This is a genomic window from Paenarthrobacter sp. YJN-5 (assembly GCF_015040095.1).
GTDB classification, from domain to species: domain Bacteria; phylum Actinomycetota; class Actinomycetes; order Actinomycetales; family Micrococcaceae; genus Arthrobacter; species Arthrobacter ureafaciens.
Window position 1 is genome coordinate 2,790,206 of the sequence record NZ_CP053544.1, and the last position, 16,046, is coordinate 2,806,251.

At 62.9% G+C, this 16,046-nt stretch carries 15 protein-coding genes; 7 read left to right on the plus strand and 8 right to left on the minus strand.

Going from position 1 to position 16,046, the window contains the following annotated elements; translation table 11 throughout:
* The first annotated feature begins 117 nt into the window (after positions 1 to 117).
* The 3 genes from lipB to HMI59_RS13200 all read left to right on the plus strand — a co-directional run bounded on the left by lipB (position 118) and on the right by HMI59_RS13200 (position 2,690).
* Positions 118 to 786: a lipoyl(octanoyl) transferase LipB gene (gene lipB / locus HMI59_RS13190; protein ID WP_193591572.1), complete on the plus strand. Its 669-nt coding sequence runs from the start codon at positions 118 to 120 to the stop codon at positions 784 to 786.
* Entirely contained in the window at positions 783 to 1,790 is a 1,008-nt protein-coding gene (lipA, locus tag HMI59_RS13195) for a lipoyl synthase (RefSeq protein ID WP_193591573.1), read from the plus strand. Before lipB ends, lipA begins: the two co-directional genes overlap by 4 nt.
* A 138-nt stretch (positions 1,791 to 1,928) precedes the next feature.
* Positions 1,929 to 2,690, plus strand: a complete 762-nt coding sequence (locus tag HMI59_RS13200) for a DUF4191 domain-containing protein (protein WP_021473339.1) — start codon at positions 1,929 to 1,931, stop codon at positions 2,688 to 2,690.
* An 85-nt stretch (positions 2,691 to 2,775) separates the two neighbouring features.
* Here the strand turns inward: HMI59_RS13200 and HMI59_RS13205 are convergent, their stop codons facing one another.
* Positions 2,776 to 3,213 carry an RDD family protein gene (locus HMI59_RS13205; RefSeq protein WP_166186147.1) on the minus strand — a complete coding sequence of 146 codons (438 nt, stop codon included), beginning with the start codon at positions 3,211 to 3,213 and terminating at the stop codon, positions 2,776 to 2,778.
* Between the two features lie 312 nt (positions 3,214 to 3,525).
* Here HMI59_RS13205 and glnA (HMI59_RS13210) point away from each other — a divergent pair, with 312 nt between their 5' ends.
* Positions 3,526 to 4,950 (plus strand): type I glutamate--ammonia ligase, encoded by a 1,425-nt coding sequence (gene glnA / locus HMI59_RS13210; RefSeq protein WP_021473341.1) that lies wholly within the window; start codon positions 3,526 to 3,528, stop codon positions 4,948 to 4,950.
* Between the two features lie 80 nt (positions 4,951 to 5,030).
* Here the strand turns inward: glnA (HMI59_RS13210) and HMI59_RS13215 are convergent, their stop codons facing one another.
* The 4 genes from HMI59_RS13215 to glnA (HMI59_RS13230) form a co-directional block, all read right to left on the minus strand.
* Positions 5,031 to 5,384, minus strand: a complete 354-nt coding sequence (locus HMI59_RS13215; protein WP_021473342.1) for a hypothetical protein — start codon at positions 5,382 to 5,384, stop codon at positions 5,031 to 5,033.
* A 562-nt stretch (positions 5,385 to 5,946) separates the two neighbouring features.
* The gene (locus HMI59_RS13220) at positions 5,947 to 6,483 is read right to left on the minus strand and encodes a GNAT family N-acetyltransferase (RefSeq protein WP_193591574.1); all 537 of its coding nucleotides are present in this window, start codon (positions 6,481 to 6,483) and stop codon (positions 5,947 to 5,949) included.
* The gene (locus tag HMI59_RS13225) at positions 6,473 to 9,484 is read right to left on the minus strand and encodes a bifunctional [glutamine synthetase] adenylyltransferase/[glutamine synthetase]-adenylyl-L-tyrosine phosphorylase (RefSeq protein WP_193591575.1); all 3,012 of its coding nucleotides are present in this window, start codon (positions 9,482 to 9,484) and stop codon (positions 6,473 to 6,475) included. The genes HMI59_RS13220 and HMI59_RS13225 overlap by 11 nt, the downstream gene beginning before the upstream one ends.
* Positions 9,485 to 9,492: 8 nt before the next feature.
* A complete protein-coding gene (gene glnA, locus HMI59_RS13230) occupies positions 9,493 to 10,833 on the minus strand; it encodes a type I glutamate--ammonia ligase (protein WP_021473345.1) in 1,341 nt (446 codons plus the stop codon).
* 186 nt (positions 10,834 to 11,019) lie between these two features.
* On the opposite strand from glnA (HMI59_RS13230), the gene panB reads away from it, so the two are divergent.
* A complete protein-coding gene (panB, locus tag HMI59_RS13235) occupies positions 11,020 to 11,922 on the plus strand; it encodes a 3-methyl-2-oxobutanoate hydroxymethyltransferase (RefSeq protein ID WP_062096144.1) in 903 nt (300 codons plus the stop codon).
* Here panB and HMI59_RS13240 read toward each other — a convergent pair.
* Positions 11,919 to 12,083: a hypothetical protein gene (locus HMI59_RS13240; RefSeq protein WP_021473347.1), complete on the minus strand. Its 165-nt coding sequence runs from the start codon at positions 12,081 to 12,083 to the stop codon at positions 11,919 to 11,921. The two genes, panB and HMI59_RS13240, sit on opposite strands and share 4 nt — an antisense overlap.
* A gap of 107 nt (positions 12,084 to 12,190) precedes the next feature.
* On the opposite strand from HMI59_RS13240, the gene map reads away from it, so the two are divergent.
* Together map and ppgK are read left to right on the plus strand one after the other, a co-directional pair.
* Positions 12,191 to 13,069 carry a type I methionyl aminopeptidase gene (map, locus tag HMI59_RS13245; protein WP_166184170.1) on the plus strand — a complete coding sequence of 293 codons (879 nt, stop codon included), beginning with the start codon at positions 12,191 to 12,193 and terminating at the stop codon, positions 13,067 to 13,069.
* Positions 13,070 to 13,141: 72 nt separating this feature from the next.
* Complete coding sequence (gene ppgK, locus HMI59_RS13250) at positions 13,142 to 13,945, plus strand: polyphosphate--glucose phosphotransferase (protein WP_166184198.1); 804 nt, start codon at positions 13,142 to 13,144, stop codon at positions 13,943 to 13,945.
* Between the two features lie 54 nt (positions 13,946 to 13,999).
* On the opposite strand, the gene nrdR is transcribed toward ppgK, so the two are convergent.
* Positions 14,000 to 14,506 (minus strand): transcriptional regulator NrdR, encoded by a 507-nt coding sequence (nrdR, locus tag HMI59_RS13255; RefSeq protein WP_031216805.1) that lies wholly within the window; start codon positions 14,504 to 14,506, stop codon positions 14,000 to 14,002.
* Positions 14,507 to 14,668: 162 nt separating this feature from the next.
* Entirely contained in the window at positions 14,669 to 16,042 is a 1,374-nt protein-coding gene (gene hisD / locus HMI59_RS13260; RefSeq protein ID WP_193591576.1) for a histidinol dehydrogenase, read from the minus strand.
* Between the last annotated feature and the right edge of the window lie 4 nt (positions 16,043 to 16,046).

A 16,046-nucleotide genomic window follows, 5' to 3' on the forward strand; every position in this document is an offset into this window, starting at 1 on the left:
AGAAGTTATCCACAGGCTCCAAGGCCATCGCCCGATCCGCCCGACGCCTCACGGATGCGACTGAGAGGTTCACCACAAAACCATGGGCACCGTTCCACGGGGTCTAAGCTTGAAGTCATGACTCTTGAGTTCTCACAGCTGGGTCTTGCCCCTGATTTCGTTGACTACATGCAGGGCTGGGACCTGCAGCGCGAAATCCACAACAAAGTTGTTGCGGGCGAGAAACCCAGTACCGTCCTGCTTCTGGAGCACGCAGCCGTCTATACGGCCGGCAAACTCACCGAAGACCATGAGCGCCCCTTCGACGGTACCCCGGTGGTTCCAGTGGACCGGGGCGGCAAACTGACCTGGCACGGACCGGGGCAGCTCATCGCCTACCCCATCCTCAAACTCAAGAACCGCGCAGGCATCCGCGACTACGTTGAGCGCCTGGAAGCCATCATGATCGCGGTCATGGAGGATTACGGGATCAAGGCCGTTCGGATCAAGGGCCGGGCCGGCGTCTGGGTCCTGGCGGATGACAAAGGACCGGACCGGAAGATCGCAGCGATCGGCATCCGCGTCCTGGATGGCGTCACCATGCACGGTGTTGCCATCAACTGCAGCAACGATCTCTCCCCGTACGCCCAGATCATCGCTTGCGGAATCACGGACGCCAGCGTCACCACCATGTCGCTGGAGACCGGCCGGACCATCAATCCGGCGGACATCGTTGACAGGTTTGTGGAAGAGTTCCGCAAGCACGAAGAAGCACTTGTTGCAACACCAGAAGGAGCACTCCAGTGACCCTGGCACCTGAAGGCCGTAAGTTGCTGCGCGTTGAGCAGCGTAACGCGGCGGTCCCGGTTGAGCGTAAGCCCGAGTGGATCAAAGCGAAGGTCCAGATGGGCCCTGAGTTTGTTGGGTTGAAGAACCTGGTGAAGAAGGAAGGCCTGCACACGGTGTGTGAGGAGGCCGGGTGCCCGAACATTTTCGAGTGCTGGGAAGACAAGGAAGCGACGTTCCTGATCGGCGGGTCCGAATGCACCCGGCGCTGTGATTTCTGCCAGATCGATACCGGCAAGCCCTCCCCGCTGGACCGCTTCGAACCCACCAAGGTGGCACGGAGTGTGCAGTCGATGCAGCTGCGCTACGCGACAGTGACCGGTGTGGCCCGTGATGACCTCGAGGACGAGGGTGTGTGGCTGTACGCCGAAACGGTCCGGAAGATCCACGAACTGAACCCCGGCACCGGGGTGGAACTGCTGATCCCGGACTTCTCCGGCAAACCCGAACACATCGCCGCGATCTGCGAGTCCAAGCCCGAGGTGTTCGCGCACAACGTCGAGACCGTGCCCCGGATCTTCAAGCGGATCCGTCCGGCGTTCCGGTACGAGCGCTCCCTGGACGTGATCACCCAAGGCCGCAACCTGGGCATGGTGACCAAGTCCAACCTGATCCTGGGCATGGGCGAGACCCGCGAGGAAATCTCCGAAGCCCTCCGGGACCTCCACGATGCCGGGTGTGACCTGATCACCATCACCCAGTACCTGCGCCCCTCCGAGCGGCACCTGCCCGTGGACCGGTGGGTCAAGCCCCAGGAATTCGTGGACCTCCAGCACGAAGCCGAAGAGATCGGCTTCCTCGGCGTCATGTCCGGGCCCCTGGTCCGCTCCTCCTACCGCGCCGGGCGCCTCTGGGCCACCGCGATGCGGAAGAAAGGCTGGGCCATCCCCGAAGCCCTTTCCCACATCGAATCCTCCGGCACCACCCGCCAGGAAGCCTCCACCATCCTCGCCGCCCACGGCTAAACCAGCCCGCGGCTAACCAAGCACAGCACCCAAAACAGAAGACGAACCAAACCATCGGAGCCTCCGGCGCCTGTAAGAACACTTACCGGTGCCGGAGGTTCCGGTGCTGGTGCATGCATCACGTAGAATTAAGGCACTATGGCGAAATCCCCTGACTCCAGCAACTCGACCCCTTCGGCCGACGCTCCCAAGCGTGGCCTGTTCCAGCGCAAGCCCAAAGAAGCCAAGGCCAAAAAGCCCAGCCAGCTGAAGCAGATCGCCGAAGTCTTCAAGATGACCCGGCGCAATGATCCACAGGTTGTATGGATCATGGTGCTGGCGTTCCTTGCCGTGGTAGCCGTTGCCTTCCTTATCGGCTTCCTTCTGGAAAACTGGGTCACCGGCCTCATTATCGGCATTCCTCTGGGACTGCTGGCCGCGGTCTTCATCCTTTCCCGTAGGGCTGAGCGCGCAGCTTTCGCCCAGATCGAGAACCAGCCGGGCGCCTCGGGTGCCGCATTGGGCACGCTTCGCCGCGGGTGGATCACGCAGGACCAGCCTGTTGCCGTGAACCCGCGCACCCAGGACGCCGTCTTCATGGCCATCGGTCGTCCCGGAGTTGTCCTGGTCAGCGAGGGACCCAGCCATCGCGTCAAGACCCTGGTGGACGGAGAGCGCAAGCGCCTGACCCGCATTCTTCCCAACGTCAGCGTCCACGTGATTGAGTCCGGCCGCGGCGAAGGCCAGGTGCCGCTGAACCAGATTGCCAAGACCATGGGCAAGATGAAGAAGGAACTGACCAAGGTGGAAGTGAACGCCGTGTCCAAGCGAATCAACTCCCTGGGCAACCGCCTTCCGATCCCCAAGGGCATTGATCCCTATAAGGCCCGTCCGGACCGCAAGGCTGCACGCGGCCGCTAAAGATCCGAAACTAAAAAGCCGCCCCGGCTCCGAGTGATCACATCACGCGAAGCGCCGGGGCGGCTTTTTGTTGGGCAGGGTTTGGCTACATCCGGATCAGGATGGTATTCATGGCTTTGTCATGGAGACCTCGCTGGTCCGGATCGAAGACCACCGCGGGAATAACCAGGCACAGCAGCACGGTGCGGACCAGTGCGGCCAAAGGGCCGGCCGGTTTCCCGCCGAGGCGTACAACATGGATTCCGGCCACTCTGTGGCCAATGCTGTATCCGAGGGTGCCGATGAGGAGTATCTGCTCTGCCGCGAAAACAGCCAAGGTGGCCCATTGGTTGCCACCGAACGCGAAGTTACTGATGACCAACGCTACGGTCCAGTCGATCACGATGCCCAGGATGCGCCGTCCGGCCCGGGCGATGGAGCCTGGCCCGGACTCAGGAAGTCCCAATCGTTCACCGGGATATTTGGAGATGCCGGATGTGTCCGGCCCACTGAGCCAGGAGCCTATGTCTTTGCGATCAACCACCCCATAAGCTTAACTGTTCGAACGTCGCCGGGGTGCCGGCCTGCACCTGCACGGCGCTGTGGAATCCGTTGGCCGTGTTCAGCCAGCGGACCTGGTGGACCTGAGACCCGCAAGCCGACTACCGTTTACACAACAGATGATTCTGTAACCTCCCGGAAACAATACTGACATTCCCGGGAAATCCCGTCTCCCTAAGGTGATAGGAGTTGCCAGCCACCGAGGCAAGGGGAGTTTCTGCGTCTCCAGATCCCCGGCCCGGGCTGCACCACGCGGCCTTCCCGGCCTGTTACTTGATATGCATAAGGAGCATAGATGTTCAAGACTGCGGACGAAGTCCTCAAGTTCATCAAAGAAGAAGACGTCAAGTTCGTCGATATCCGCTTCACCGACCTCCCCGGTGTCCAGCAGCACTTCAACGTGCCGGCCAAGAGCGTCGACCTCGACTTCTTCGTGAACGGTCAGCTCTTCGACGGTTCCTCCATCCGCGGCTTCCAGGGCATCGCCGAATCCGACATGCAGCTCATCCCGGACGTGACCTCGGCCTTCGTTGACACGTTCCGCATCGAGAAGACCCTGGCTTTGAACTTCTCCATCGTCAACCCCCGTACGGGTGACCCCTACCACCGCGACCCCCGCGGCGTGGCGGAGAAGGCTGAGGCCTACCTGGCTTCCACCGGCATCGCGGACACCGCGTTCTTCGCACCCGAGGCTGAGTTCTTCGTTTTCGACAACATCCAGTACGAATCCTCACCGCAGGGCAGCTTCTACAAGATCGACTCCGAAGAAGCACACTGGAACACCGGCCGCAAGGAAGAGGGCGGCAACCTCGGTTACAAGACCCCCGTCAAGGGTGGCTACTTCCCGGTCTCCCCCACCGACAAGCAGGCTGACCTCCGTGACGCCATGTGCGTTGAGCTGGACAAGGCAGGCCTCGAAGTTGAGCGTTCGCACCACGAAGTAGGTTCGGCGGGCCAGGCTGAAATCAACTACAAGTTCACCACGCTGACTGCTGCTGCCGATGACCTGCAGAAGTTCAAGTACGTCATCAAGAACACGGCCGATGCCTGGGGCAAGTCGGTAACCTTTATGCCGAAGCCTGTCTTCGGTGACAACGGTTCGGGCATGCACTGCCACCAGTCCCTGTGGAGCAACGGCGAGCCGCTGTTCTACGACGAGAAGGGCTACGCAGGCCTCTCCGACACCGCCCGCTGGTACATCGGCGGCCTGCTGAAGCATGCTTCGGCTGTCCTTGCCTTCACCAACCCGACCGTCAACTCCTACCGCCGCCTGGTCAAGGGCTTCGAAGCTCCGGTCAACATGGTCTACTCGCAGGGCAACCGCTCCGCTGGTATCCGTATCCCGATCACCGGATCCAACCCGAAGGCCAAGCGCATCGAGTTCCGCGCGCCGGACCCCTCCTCCAACCCGTACCTGGCGTTCGCAGCCCAGCTGATGGCCGGTATTGACGGCATCCGCAACCGCATCGAACCCCCGGCTCCGATCGACAAGGACCTCTACGAGCTCCCCGCCGAGGAAGCCAAGGACATCCCCAAGGCTCCGGGTTCCCTGGAAGAAGCACTCGAAGCCCTCCGTGAGGACAACGAGTTCCTCCAGGCCGGCGGCGTCTTCACCCAGGACCTGATCGACACCTGGATCGAGTACAAGTACGAGAACGAGATCCGCCCGCTGTCCCTGCGCCCGAACCCCTACGAGTTCGAGCTCTACTACGGCGTCTAGTCTCTACGCAATGACAAAGGCCGCTCCCGGATCACCGGGAGCGGCCTTTGTGCTTGTTTCAGGAAGAATCCGAACGGAACCTACTCGGATTCCCTGTTCTGGTCCCGGTCACGGATGTTCCGGCCAAACTCGTCCAGCTTCTCCTTGACGGCTTTCGCAGCTTCGGCGAAGCCTTTCTCGGCGCTGCTCAGCGGATCCAGTTGCAGGTAGACCTCGTGATCGATCGTCAGATCGTACTCATCCTTCAAATGGGTGCCACCGGACACCCCTGCCAGGGACAAGTACACCAAGGCCTCGGTCCGGGCAATGCCGGCAATGGTACCGAACACCACAGTGAAGTCATTCGGCTGGAAGCTCACCGATTGACCGACGTGGCGCCGATCGAGGTCGCCCGCCCGCACGGCCCGCTCTGAAGGGCTTGCGTTGTAATCCATGTACTTCCCCTTTCCTTGAGAACATCTACCCGATGAGTCTATAAGGGGACTTATGAATTTGCCGCACTTCAGTGTTTGATGGTTGGCGACTTTCCCGGCTCTTCAGGGGCCGCACAGTCACTGCAGAACACCTTGTCCGTTTCCTCGCCGCAGCATTGGCAGCGGTGCACCAGGGCTGATGATTCGATCACGTAGGCTGTCATAGCCCTAATGCTGCCCAACGGCCACCAGCAGTGGCACGAGTAGCGTGTACTCGTTTTTTCAGCGGATCGGTGGTGCCGCTACTTGGTTTCGAAGACTTGCACGGGTTCCGGGACTGAGAGTCCCTGTCCAAGGACCGTGTGTTTGCTGCCCGCCGGTTCCACGTCCGCAAAGGTGGCAAAACAACGCCGGCAGGAATACTCCCCGGCCAGGGCGTGACGTGATTTCCAATGCGGCCCCGCCTGCGCGCAGCGGAAGCACAGGGCGTCGGAGTACCATGCTCCGTCCGGGTCTCTTCTGACCGTCACGGGATGAAGCATAGGGCAAAACGGGGCCGCCGAACAGCTGCTTCCGGCGTCGTTTATGTCCTGCCCTCGTTCAGGAAATCTGCGTGCATGATCCTCTGGGGTCCGGCATCTCCCCCGAGGTAGCGGCCGGAGTCAACAAAGCCGGCCTTGGCATACGCCGCCTGCGCTGCCGGATTCCGTTCGTTGACGGAAAGTACGACGCCGGTTTGCCCGCCACGGTGCCGCAGCGTCAGCCTGCGCGCCTCCAGCAGGGCCGCTGCCGCCGCTTGGCGGCCAAGGCCCTTGCCCTGGCACCGTGAGTCTATGAGGAATCCCCTGAGCAGCCAGGCCGAATCGTCATCTTCCCACCCGGCAAGAGTGGCCGCTCCGGCCTGGAGGGTCAGGACCCCAACAGCTTTGCCGGCAGACTCTATGACATAGGGGAACCGCGAGCCCTCATCCAGGGCGACGAGCATCATCCGCAGGGGATCCCCCACGAAGTCCTGTTGCTCGGGGAGGATGCGCAGTCCCGCTACTTCCGCCAGCTGGATGGCCCGCGCGTCCTCATCCAGGAGTTTGAGGGGAATGAGCCATACAGAGCTAGTTGCCATAGAACTTTTTCTCGAAAACGCCGCGCGCCCTGCGGCTCAGGCGAAGGTAGTCCTCCTCGAACCGGCCCGCCGCTCCCGGCTCGTAACCGCACCACCGGGCCACGGCCTCAAGGTCCCGCCGCGAGGAGGGCAGCAGGTCGGAGGCCCGTCCGGTGACAATGACGTTGGCCGACCGTATCCGGCTGGCGAGCCGCCATGCCTGACGCAACAGTCCGGCGTCGTTCTTGTCAATGAAACCCAGCTGTTCAGCGGCGGCGAGTGCTTCCAACGTGGACGTGGTCCGCAGTTCCGGATGCTTCCCGGCGTGCTGCAACTGGAGCAGCTGAACCAGCCATTCCACATCGCTCAACCCGCCACGGCCAAGCTTTACGTGCCGGGCCGGGTCTGCGCCGCGGGGAAGGCGCTCGGACTCCACCCGGGCCTTGATACGCCGGATTTCGCGCACGTCCGCGTCCGATAACTCCTCCGGGTACCGGATGGAATCGATCAAGCTCATGAAGTCGGCAGCCAATTCATCCGAGCCTGCCATGGGACGTGCGCGCAGCAACGCCTGGGCCTCCCAGATCAAGGACCAACGGCGATAGTACTCGGCATAGGAGTCCAGGGAGCGCACCATGGCGCCGTTCTTGCCCTCGGGACGCAGGTCGGCATCCACTTGGAGAACACGCTCGGCCATGATTGCCGGCTTGAGCGGCTGCGTCAGGAGGCTGGATATCCTTGCGACGATCGCGGCCGCCTGCTCCTGTGCCTCGACGTCGCTGAATCCAGGGCGGGCCCGGTGCACGTAGATGACATCCGCGTCCGACCCGTAGCCGATTTCGCGACCCCCCTGCCGCCCCATGGCCACCACCAGAACGTCGGTCTTCAACGGGCCGTCCTCCACTATGGCGTTTTCGGCCACATGCAGGGCCCCCAGCACCGCAGCACGGTCCGCCTCTGCCAGCGCCAGCCCGACGGCGTCCTGGTCCAGCAATCCCGAACTGTCCGCAATGGCCGTTCGAAGGATCTCCCTGCGCCGGATGAGGCGGATCAGCCGCATGGCACTTCCCGCATCCGGGTGGCGGGACAGCTTGGACTTGATCTCCTGCCACTGCGCGGAGAACGGCACAGGTGCCAGATCCTTGTCGCTGCCCAACCACGCTACGGATTCCGGTGACACCTCCAGCAAATCCGAAATCAGGCGCGAATTGGCAAGGACGTGACACAGCCTCTCCGCAGCGGCCTGCGAATCCCGCAGGAGTCCCAGATACCAGTGGGTGGTACCCAACGCTTCGCTGACCCTGCGGAACGCAAGCAGGCCGGCATCGGGATCCACGCCGTCGGCAAGCCACCCCAACAGGATGGGCAGCAGCTGGCGCTGCAGGGCTGCCCGCCGACTGACCCCGGCGGTGAGCGCCTCGATGTGCCGCATGGCACCTTTGGGATCGAGATACCCGAGCGCGGCAAGCCGGCCCTCGGCTGCTTCCGGGCTGAGCTTTGCGTCCTCGGTGCTGAGCTTCGCCGCGGTGTTCAGCAGTGGCCGGTAGAAGATGCGCTCATGAAGTTCACGGACCGAGCGCTTGGTCTTCTGCCAGGCGGCGATCAACTGGTCGGGGTGGGGCCGCCCATGCGAGAACGGCCCTAGGACGGCTTTGGCCAGGAACCGCTGCGCGTCCTCGGCTTCCGGCATCAAGTGGGTGCGCCTGAGTTGGAACAGCTGGATGCGATGCTCGAGCACGCGCAGGTAGCGGTAGGCGCTATCGAACGCTGCGGCGTCGGCGCGGCCAATGTAGCCGCCGGCAGAGAGTGCCGCGATGGCCGACGTCGTGTCCCGGCACCTTAAGGACTCGTCGGACCTGCCGTGGACCAACTGCAGAAGCTGGACAGTGAACTCAACGTCCCGGAGTCCGCCCCGCCCAAGCTTAATCTGGCGGTGTTCCTCGACGGCGGGGATGTGCTCGGTCACCCGGCGCCGCATGGCCTGCACGGACTCCACAAAACCGTCCCGGCCTGCCGAAGCCCACACCAGCGGTTCGACTGCTTTTTCATAGCGCTGGCCCAGGTCCGTGTCCCCCGCGATGGTCCTCGCCTTCAACAGCGCCTGGAATTCCCAGCTTTCAGCCCAGCGGGCGTAATAGCTCAGGTGTGACTCCAACGTCCGCACGAGTGGACCGGACTTGCCTTCCGGGCGGAGGTTCGCATCCACCTCCCAGAGGCCCGGCTCGGGAGCCGGAGAAGAGATCGCCCTGGAAATGCCTGATGCCAGCGCTGTGCCGATGGTCGAGGCGCGGGCGTCGTCAAGGTCCTGCGACTCGATCACGTAGATAACGTCGACGTCGGAAATGTAGTTGAGCTCCCGGGCGCCGCACTTGCCCATGCCAATTACTGACAACCCGACGCCGGCTACCTCCGCGGCGTCGAACTGGCCGGCCGCCTCTGCCCGGGACACGGCCAAAGCGGCCTCAACGGCAGCCCCGGCGAGGTCCGCCAATTCAGCCCCGGCCATGGGCATGAAGTCCTGCGGCGAGGCGGCACACAGATCCTTGATAGCCAGCTCAGCCAATCCCCGGCGGTAGGCCGTGCGCAGCGCCGTGTACGCCGGAACTCCCGTCAGCCCTGCAACGGGGCGATGCGCTCCGGGCTCCGCCTTGACCGAACGCAGCAGTGTTGCGCGCAGTTGCTCGCTGGAAGCCTGGAGGGGTTCCGGGCTGACTTTCCCTTGGAAGACGTCCAAGTGCTCGGGCCGTCGCAGGAGGAATTCTCCCAGCGCTTCGGAGGCACCCAGCAACCGGTACAGCGGCTCGCTGGTGTCCGGATCCGCAGCCGCCAACTCCTTGAGCCCGGGATTTTTCTCAATCAGGCGGACCAACGATTGCAGGGCAGTATCCGGGCTCGCCGCCATCGACAGTCCCGCAAACAGTGCTTCCTGTTCGATGCCGTCCAGCTCCGGGGCAGAAAGGAACCTCTCGCCCTTTTCCAGGTCACTGAAGCCGGCCGAGATGAGCCGGCGCGCCAGGCTCACAGCGCCTCCTAGAGAATGCCGAGGTTGCGCTGCAACTCGTACGGAGTGACTTGGAGGCGATAGTCCTGCCACTCGGCACGCTTGTTCCGCAGAAAATGCTCGAAGACCTGCTCGCCCAGGATCTGGGCCACGAGTTCGGACTCCTCCATCGCGCGGATGGCGTCATGCAGGCTGGCCGGCAACGGAGCGTGGCCCATGGCCTTGCGTTCGGCCGTCGTCAACGACCACACATCGTCCTCAGCGGCTGCGGGAAGATCGTAGCCCTCCTCGATGCCCTTAAGTCCCGCGCCAAGCAGCACGGCGTAGGCGAGGTACGGGTTGGTGGCGGAGTCGATGCCGCGGTATTCGATCCGCGCCGACTGGCCCTTGCCCGGCTTGTACAACGGAACACGTACCAGGGCAGAGCGGTTGTTGTGGCCCCAGCTCAGGTAGCTGGGCGCCTCGCCGCCGCCCCAGAGCCGCTTGTAGGAGTTCACGAACTGGTTGGTCACTGCCGTGAATTCCGGAGCGTGCTTCAGGATGCCGGCAATGAATTGCCGGGCCGTCTTGGAAAGCTGGAACTCGGTGCCCGCTTCGAAGAACGCGTTGGTATCGCCCTCGAAGAGCGAGAAGTGGGTGTGCATCCCTGAGCCCGGGTGGTCCGTGAAGGGCTTGGGCATGAAGGTCGCGTACGTTCCCTGCTGCAGGGCAACTTCCTTGATCACGGTGCGGAACGTCATGATGTTGTCCGCGGTTTGCAGGGCATCGGCGTAACGGAGGTCGATTTCGTTTTGGCCCGGGCCGCCCTCGTGATGGCTGAATTCCACGGAAATTCCCACGGACTCGAGCATCGTCACGGCGGTCCGGCGGAAGTCCTGGGCAACGCCGCCGGGAACGTGGTCGAAGTACCCGCCCTCGTCAACGGGTACTGGGGCGCCGTTGGCACCCAGTTCCTGGGACTTGAGGAGATAGAACTCGATCTCAGGATGCGTGTAGCAGGTGAAGCCCATGTCGGCTGCTTTGGCAAGGGTGCGCTTGAGGACGTTGCGGGGATCGGCTGCGGACGGTTCACCGTCGGGGGTCAGGATGTCGCAGAACATCCGGGAGGTCTGTTCCGTCTCTCCGCGCCAGGGCAGGATCTGGAACGTGGAGGGATCCGGCTGCAGCAGCATGTCCGACTCGAAGACACGGGCCAGGCCCTCGATCGCCGAACCGTCGAACCCGAGGCCTTCTTCGAAGGCTCCTTCAACTTCGGCAGGTGCCAGCGCAACAGACTTCAGGGAACCAACGACGTCGGTGAACCACAAGCGTACGAAGCGCACGTCACGCTCTTCGATTGTCCGCAGAACGAACTCTTGCTGGCGGTCCATGGGGCCTCTTTCCGGTCGGTATCCACGCAGCGCCTTCCACAGGAAGGAGCCGCGGCGTTCAGCCTTCACTCTACTAAGCAATCAGTGCGAATGCCGATGCTGCAGCGCCGCGTAACACAGCGTTTACAAATGGTGACGCTTGGCACACTGCTGGCAGCCGCTGTCGGCACGGCTTAGGCTCTAACCATGGCCCCAAGCAACCATCCCGAGTCCAGCATGCCCGCCGAAGTTCCCGCACCCTATGGTTCGGGGCCTGCCGATGCCGCGCACCTGCCGCCCACGGGAAAGAAACCGGCAGCCAAAGTCCGCATCCACCACTTGCAGCAGGCCAAGGAAGAAGGCCGGCGCTTCGCTATGCTCACCGCGTATGAGCAATACAGCGCCGAGATCTTTGACCAGGCCGGAATCGAAGTCCTGCTGGTGGGCGATTCGGCGTCCAACAATGTCTTCGGCAACGAAACGAGCCTGCCCGTGACGGTTGATGAACTCTTGCCGTTGTGCAGGGCCGTCAGCCGCTCAGCGAAGCGTGCCCTGGTAGTGGCCGATCTGCCCTTCGGCAGCTACGAGGTCTCACCGGCCCAAGCGGTGGCATCAGGCGTCCGGTTCCTCAAGGAGGGCCTCGCCCACGCGGTCAAGATAGAAGGGAGCGCCTACTACGCCGAAACCGTCCGCGCGATGGTCCAGGCTGGCGTCCCGGTGATGGCCCATATCGGATTCACGCCCCAGAGCGAGCACGCATTGGGCGGCTACCGCGTCCAGGGCCGCGGCGACGACGCCCAGCGGCTGATCGATGATGCGGTGGCCCTGCAGGACGCAGGGGCCTTCAGCGTCCTGATGGAAATGGTCCCTGCCGAAACCGCGGCCGCTGTTGACGCCGCCCTCCGCGTACCGACCGTAGGCATCGGTGCAGGCAACAGGACCACGGGCCAGGTTCTGGTCTGGCAGGACATGGCCGGGCTGCGTGGCGGCAAGATGGCCAAATTCGTCAAGCAATACGCGGACCTGCGGTCAACGCTCACGGAAGCAGCCGCCGCCTACGGAGAGGACGTCAGGTCCGGGCAATTCCCCGGGCCTGAGCACTCGTTCTAGTCGTCGTCCTGGGCGTCCCAGGCTTCGTTGCGTTCCCGGACCTTCTCCAAAGCGTGTTCGGCTTCTTCGCGCGTCTTGTACGGTCCGATCAATTGGGTCCAGTCGGACATCGCGTCCTCTTCGATCTGGTGCGTCTTGACGTTGTACCAGTACTCCGTCACGTTTCCTCCTCCATCTGCGGACCGGTGGCACGTAACGTTTGGCAGGCTTGGCCGACGACCCCGGCCTCTGTTACCTGCGTCTCTTGCGTGCCTTATATGATCAATCTATGCCTTCTCCCGCTTTGACCGCACCCATCGGCACGCTCACTCCCGGAACCGTCAGCCCCGAACTGCCCGTACCGGCGTCGATTCCCCGTCCCGAGTACGTCGGCAAGAAGGCACCGGCCAAATTCACGGGCTCCGAGGTCAAGTCCGCGGAAACCATCGAAAAAATCAGGGTCGCAGCCAGGATCGCGGCGCAGGCTATCGTCGAAGTGGGGAAACACATCAAGCCCGGCGTCACCACGGACCAGCTGGACCGGGTAGGGCATGAATTCCTCCTGGACCACAAGGCCTATCCCTCAACGCTGGGGTACCGCGGATTTCCCAAGTCATTGTGTTCCTCGCTGAATGAGGTCATCTGCCATGGGATCCCGGACTCCACAGTGGTCCAGGACGGCGACATCCTCAACATAGACATCACCGCATACATCAATGGCGTCCATGGGGACACCAATTACACTTTCCTGGTGGGCGACGTGGATGAAGAGTCCCGTCTCCTGGTTGAGCGTACGCAGGAGTCGCTCAACCGGGCCATCAAGGCCGTGGCTCCGGGCCGCGAAATCAACGTCATAGGCCGCGCCATCCAGTCGTACGCAAAGCGTTTCGGCTACGGCGTGGTGAGGGACTTCACGGGGCATGGAGTCGGCGAGGCATTCCACACGGGCCTCATCATCCCCCACTATGACGCAGCCCCCGCTTACAACACCGTGATCGAACCCGGCATGGTCTTCACCATTGAACCCATGCTGACCCTCGGCACCATCGAATGGGACATGTGGGCCGACGACTGGACAGTCGTCACCAAGGACCGCAAACGCACAGCCCAGTTCGAGCACACCCTGCTGGTCACAGAGACCGGCGCGGAAATCCTTACCCTTCCCTGAGAACTTCCGGAAGGTCCACGCAGCTTTCGTGGCTGCGGCATGTCCAACCCTCCTGCCATGATCGGAATTGAATTGTCCAAAAAGGATGAGAAGACCTACAAGCACGCACCGCTGATCGGAATCGACATCGGTGGAACGGGAATCAAAGGCGGCATTGTCGACCTCAAGAAGGGCAAGCTGATCGGCGACCGGTTCCGCGTGCCGACCCCGCAGCCTGCTACGCCGGAGGCGGTCGCCGAGGTAGTTGCCGAAATCGTCGAAGAACTCTCCAAACGTCCTGATGCTCCCGCCCCGGATTCGCCGGTGGGCGTGACCTTCCCCGGCATTATCCAGCACGGTGTGGTCCATTCCGCGGCTAACGTCGACAAGTCATGGCTCAACACCGACATCGACAAGCAGCTCACTGAGCGTCTGGGCCGCCCTGTGGAGGTCATCAATGACGCCGATGCTGCCGGCCTGGCGGAAGCCCGCTACGGGGCCGGCGAAGGAGTCGGCGGGACGGTCCTGGTCATCACGCTGGGCACGGGTATCGGATCGGCGTTCATCTTCAACGGCCAGTTGGTGCCGAACGCCGAGTTGGGCCACCTTGAGGTGGACGGATTCGACGCCGAAACCAAGGCCTCAGCTGTTGCCCGGGAACGGGACGGGCTGAGCTGGGACGAATACGGAGTACTGCTTAACCGCTACCTCCAGCACGTGGAGTTCCTCTTCTCGCCCGAACTGTTCATCATCGGCGGTGGAATCTCCAAGCGGTCGGACGAATACTTCCCCCACCTGGACCTTCGCACGAGGATCGTCACGGCAAAGCTGAAGAATGACGCCGGCATCGTGGGCGCCGCACTGGAAGTCGCACTGCACCACAAACTCGCCAAATAGTGCGCGTATGAAGATGGCGGCTGCGGCTTCCCCTCCGCAGCCGCCATCAAGCTTTTATAGCTGGCTCTTCTCCGCGCTCTTGGCATCCTTGAGGCCTGCGGCCTTGGCGTGTGCGCCGCCGTCGTGGCGCAGCAACGCGATGGCTGATTCGAAATCTTCCAGCGACTCGAACGCCTGGTAGACACTGGCAAACCGCAGGTAGGCCACTTCATCGAGGTTGCGCAACGGGCCCAGAATGGCGAGTCCGACCTCGTGGGCATCAATTTCGGCTGCGCCCGAGGAGCGGATGTTCTCTTCGACCTCCTGAGCGAGCATGGCGAGGTCGTCCTCCGTCACGGGGCGCCCCTGGCAAGCCTTGCGGACGCCGTTGATCACCTTGATGCGGCTGAACGGCTCCCCTACCCCTGAGCGTTTGATGACCGACAGGCTCGTGGTTTCCACAGTGGTGAAGCGACGGCCGCACTCAGGGCACTGGCGCCGGCGGCGTATGGACGAACCGTCATCGGCCATGCGGCTGTCAACGACGCGCGAATCAGGATTCCGGCAGAACGGACAGTACACGCTGGGCCTCCCTGATGGTTCCGGCTTGGCTGTTCCGGCAGAGCCGCCGGATAAAAAATGGTGCCGGAAGTTTCGCTTCCGGCACCATTTTAGGGTCGCCCACAGGCTAATGACAAGCTTGTAATTACTATATGTAGTGGTGGCCGCCCGTATATATAGTGGTCAGGGCCGTTCGGCGAACCGAATTTGCACAGCCTCCCCGTGCCCGGGAAGGTCCTCCGCGCCGGCCAGATTCACGATGTGCCCGCTGACCTGCTCAAGGGCCGCACGATCATAATTGATCACTTGGACTGCCCTGAGGAAGGTAGTGACGTTCAGTCCGGAGGAGAAGGCAGCCGTACCGCTGGTAGGAAGAACGTGGTTGGATCCTGCGCAGTAATCGCCCAGGCTGACCGGGCTGTAATCGCCCACGAAGATCGCGCCGGCGTTCCGGATCCGTCCCGCCACGGCCGGAGCATTGGCGGTCATGATTTCCAGGTGCTCAGCCGCATAGGCATTGCACACCGCGATCCCCTGTTCCAGGTCATCCACCAGGACAACACCGGACTGAGGGCCTGAAAGGGCCTCACGGACCCGGGCGCTGTGTTTGGTGGCCGCGGCCTGCCGGTTCAGTTCATCCACGACGGCGCCGGCCAGTTCCGCGGATTCGGTCACCAGGACCGATGCGGCCTTGGGGTCGTGTTCGGCCTGGCTGATCAGGTCGGCAGCTACCAGGGCGGGCTTGGCAGTGGCGTCCGCCAGGATCGCGATCTCGGTGGTGCCGGCTTCGGAGTCGATGCCAACGACGCCCTTGACCAGGCGTTTGGCCGTGGCCACGAAGATGTTGCCCGGTCCTGTCACCACATCCACCGGTTCAATCGGCAGTTCGGTGCCGTCGCCCGGAACTCCGTAGGCGAAGGACACGATGGCCTGTGCTCCCCCGATGGCATAGACCTCGTCGATGCCGAGGAGCGCTGCAGCAGCAAGGATGGTGGGGTGCGGGAGGCCCCCGAAATCCTTCTGGGGCGGTGAAGCCAAAGCAATTGATTCAACCCCGGCCGCCACGGCGGGCACAACATTCATGATGACCGAGGACGCCAGGGGCGCGAGGCCGCCGGGCACATAAAGACCCACCCGCCCCACGGGAATCCAGTTCTGGCTCACTACGGCACCATCAGCCAGCTGCACATCGACATTTGCCGGCTTCTGCCGCTCGGCGAACTGTTTGGCGCGGGTGATGGATTCTTCCAGCGCAGCCCTCACGCCGGGATCCAGCCGCCGCAACGCGTTGGCGATCTCTTCAGCCGGGACGCGCGGGTGGGACTGCTCAACGCCGTCGAACTTTGCTGCCAGGTCCGCCAGGGCGCCGAAGCCGCGGCTGCGAACATCGGCGATGATGTCCAGCACTTTCTGTTCCGCGTCCGCCATGGTCTGATGCTTGGCACGGGGCAAGGCGGACTTCAGCTCCGCCAGCGAAAGCCTGCGGCCGCGGAAATCGATGCTGCGGAAGTCCAAAGACGCGGTGACAGTTGCATTGGAATCAGAAGGAGAGCTCACCCGA

Bases quoted from the DNA above. Each gene is read 5' to 3' on its own strand.
- lipB (WP_193591572.1), top strand. From the start codon at position 118: ATGACTCTTGAGTTCTCACAGCTGGGTCTTGCCCCTGATTTCGTTGAC.
- HMI59_RS13200 (WP_021473339.1), top strand. From the start codon at position 1,929: ATGGCGAAATCCCCTGACTCCAGCAACTCGACCCCTTCGGCCGACGCT.
- glnA (WP_021473341.1), top strand. From the start codon at position 3,526: ATGTTCAAGACTGCGGACGAAGTCCTCAAGTTCATCAAAGAAGAAGAC.
- HMI59_RS13215 (WP_021473342.1), bottom strand. From the start codon at position 5,384: ATGGATTACAACGCAAGCCCTTCAGAGCGGGCCGTGCGGGCGGGCGAC.
- HMI59_RS13220 (WP_193591574.1), bottom strand. From the start codon at position 6,483: ATGGCAACTAGCTCTGTATGGCTCATTCCCCTCAAACTCCTGGATGAG.
- glnA (WP_021473345.1), bottom strand. From the start codon at position 10,833: ATGGACCGCCAGCAAGAGTTCGTTCTGCGGACAATCGAAGAGCGTGAC.
- panB (WP_062096144.1), top strand. From the start codon at position 11,020: ATGGCCCCAAGCAACCATCCCGAGTCCAGCATGCCCGCCGAAGTTCCC.
- map (WP_166184170.1), top strand. From the start codon at position 12,191: ATGCCTTCTCCCGCTTTGACCGCACCCATCGGCACGCTCACTCCCGGA.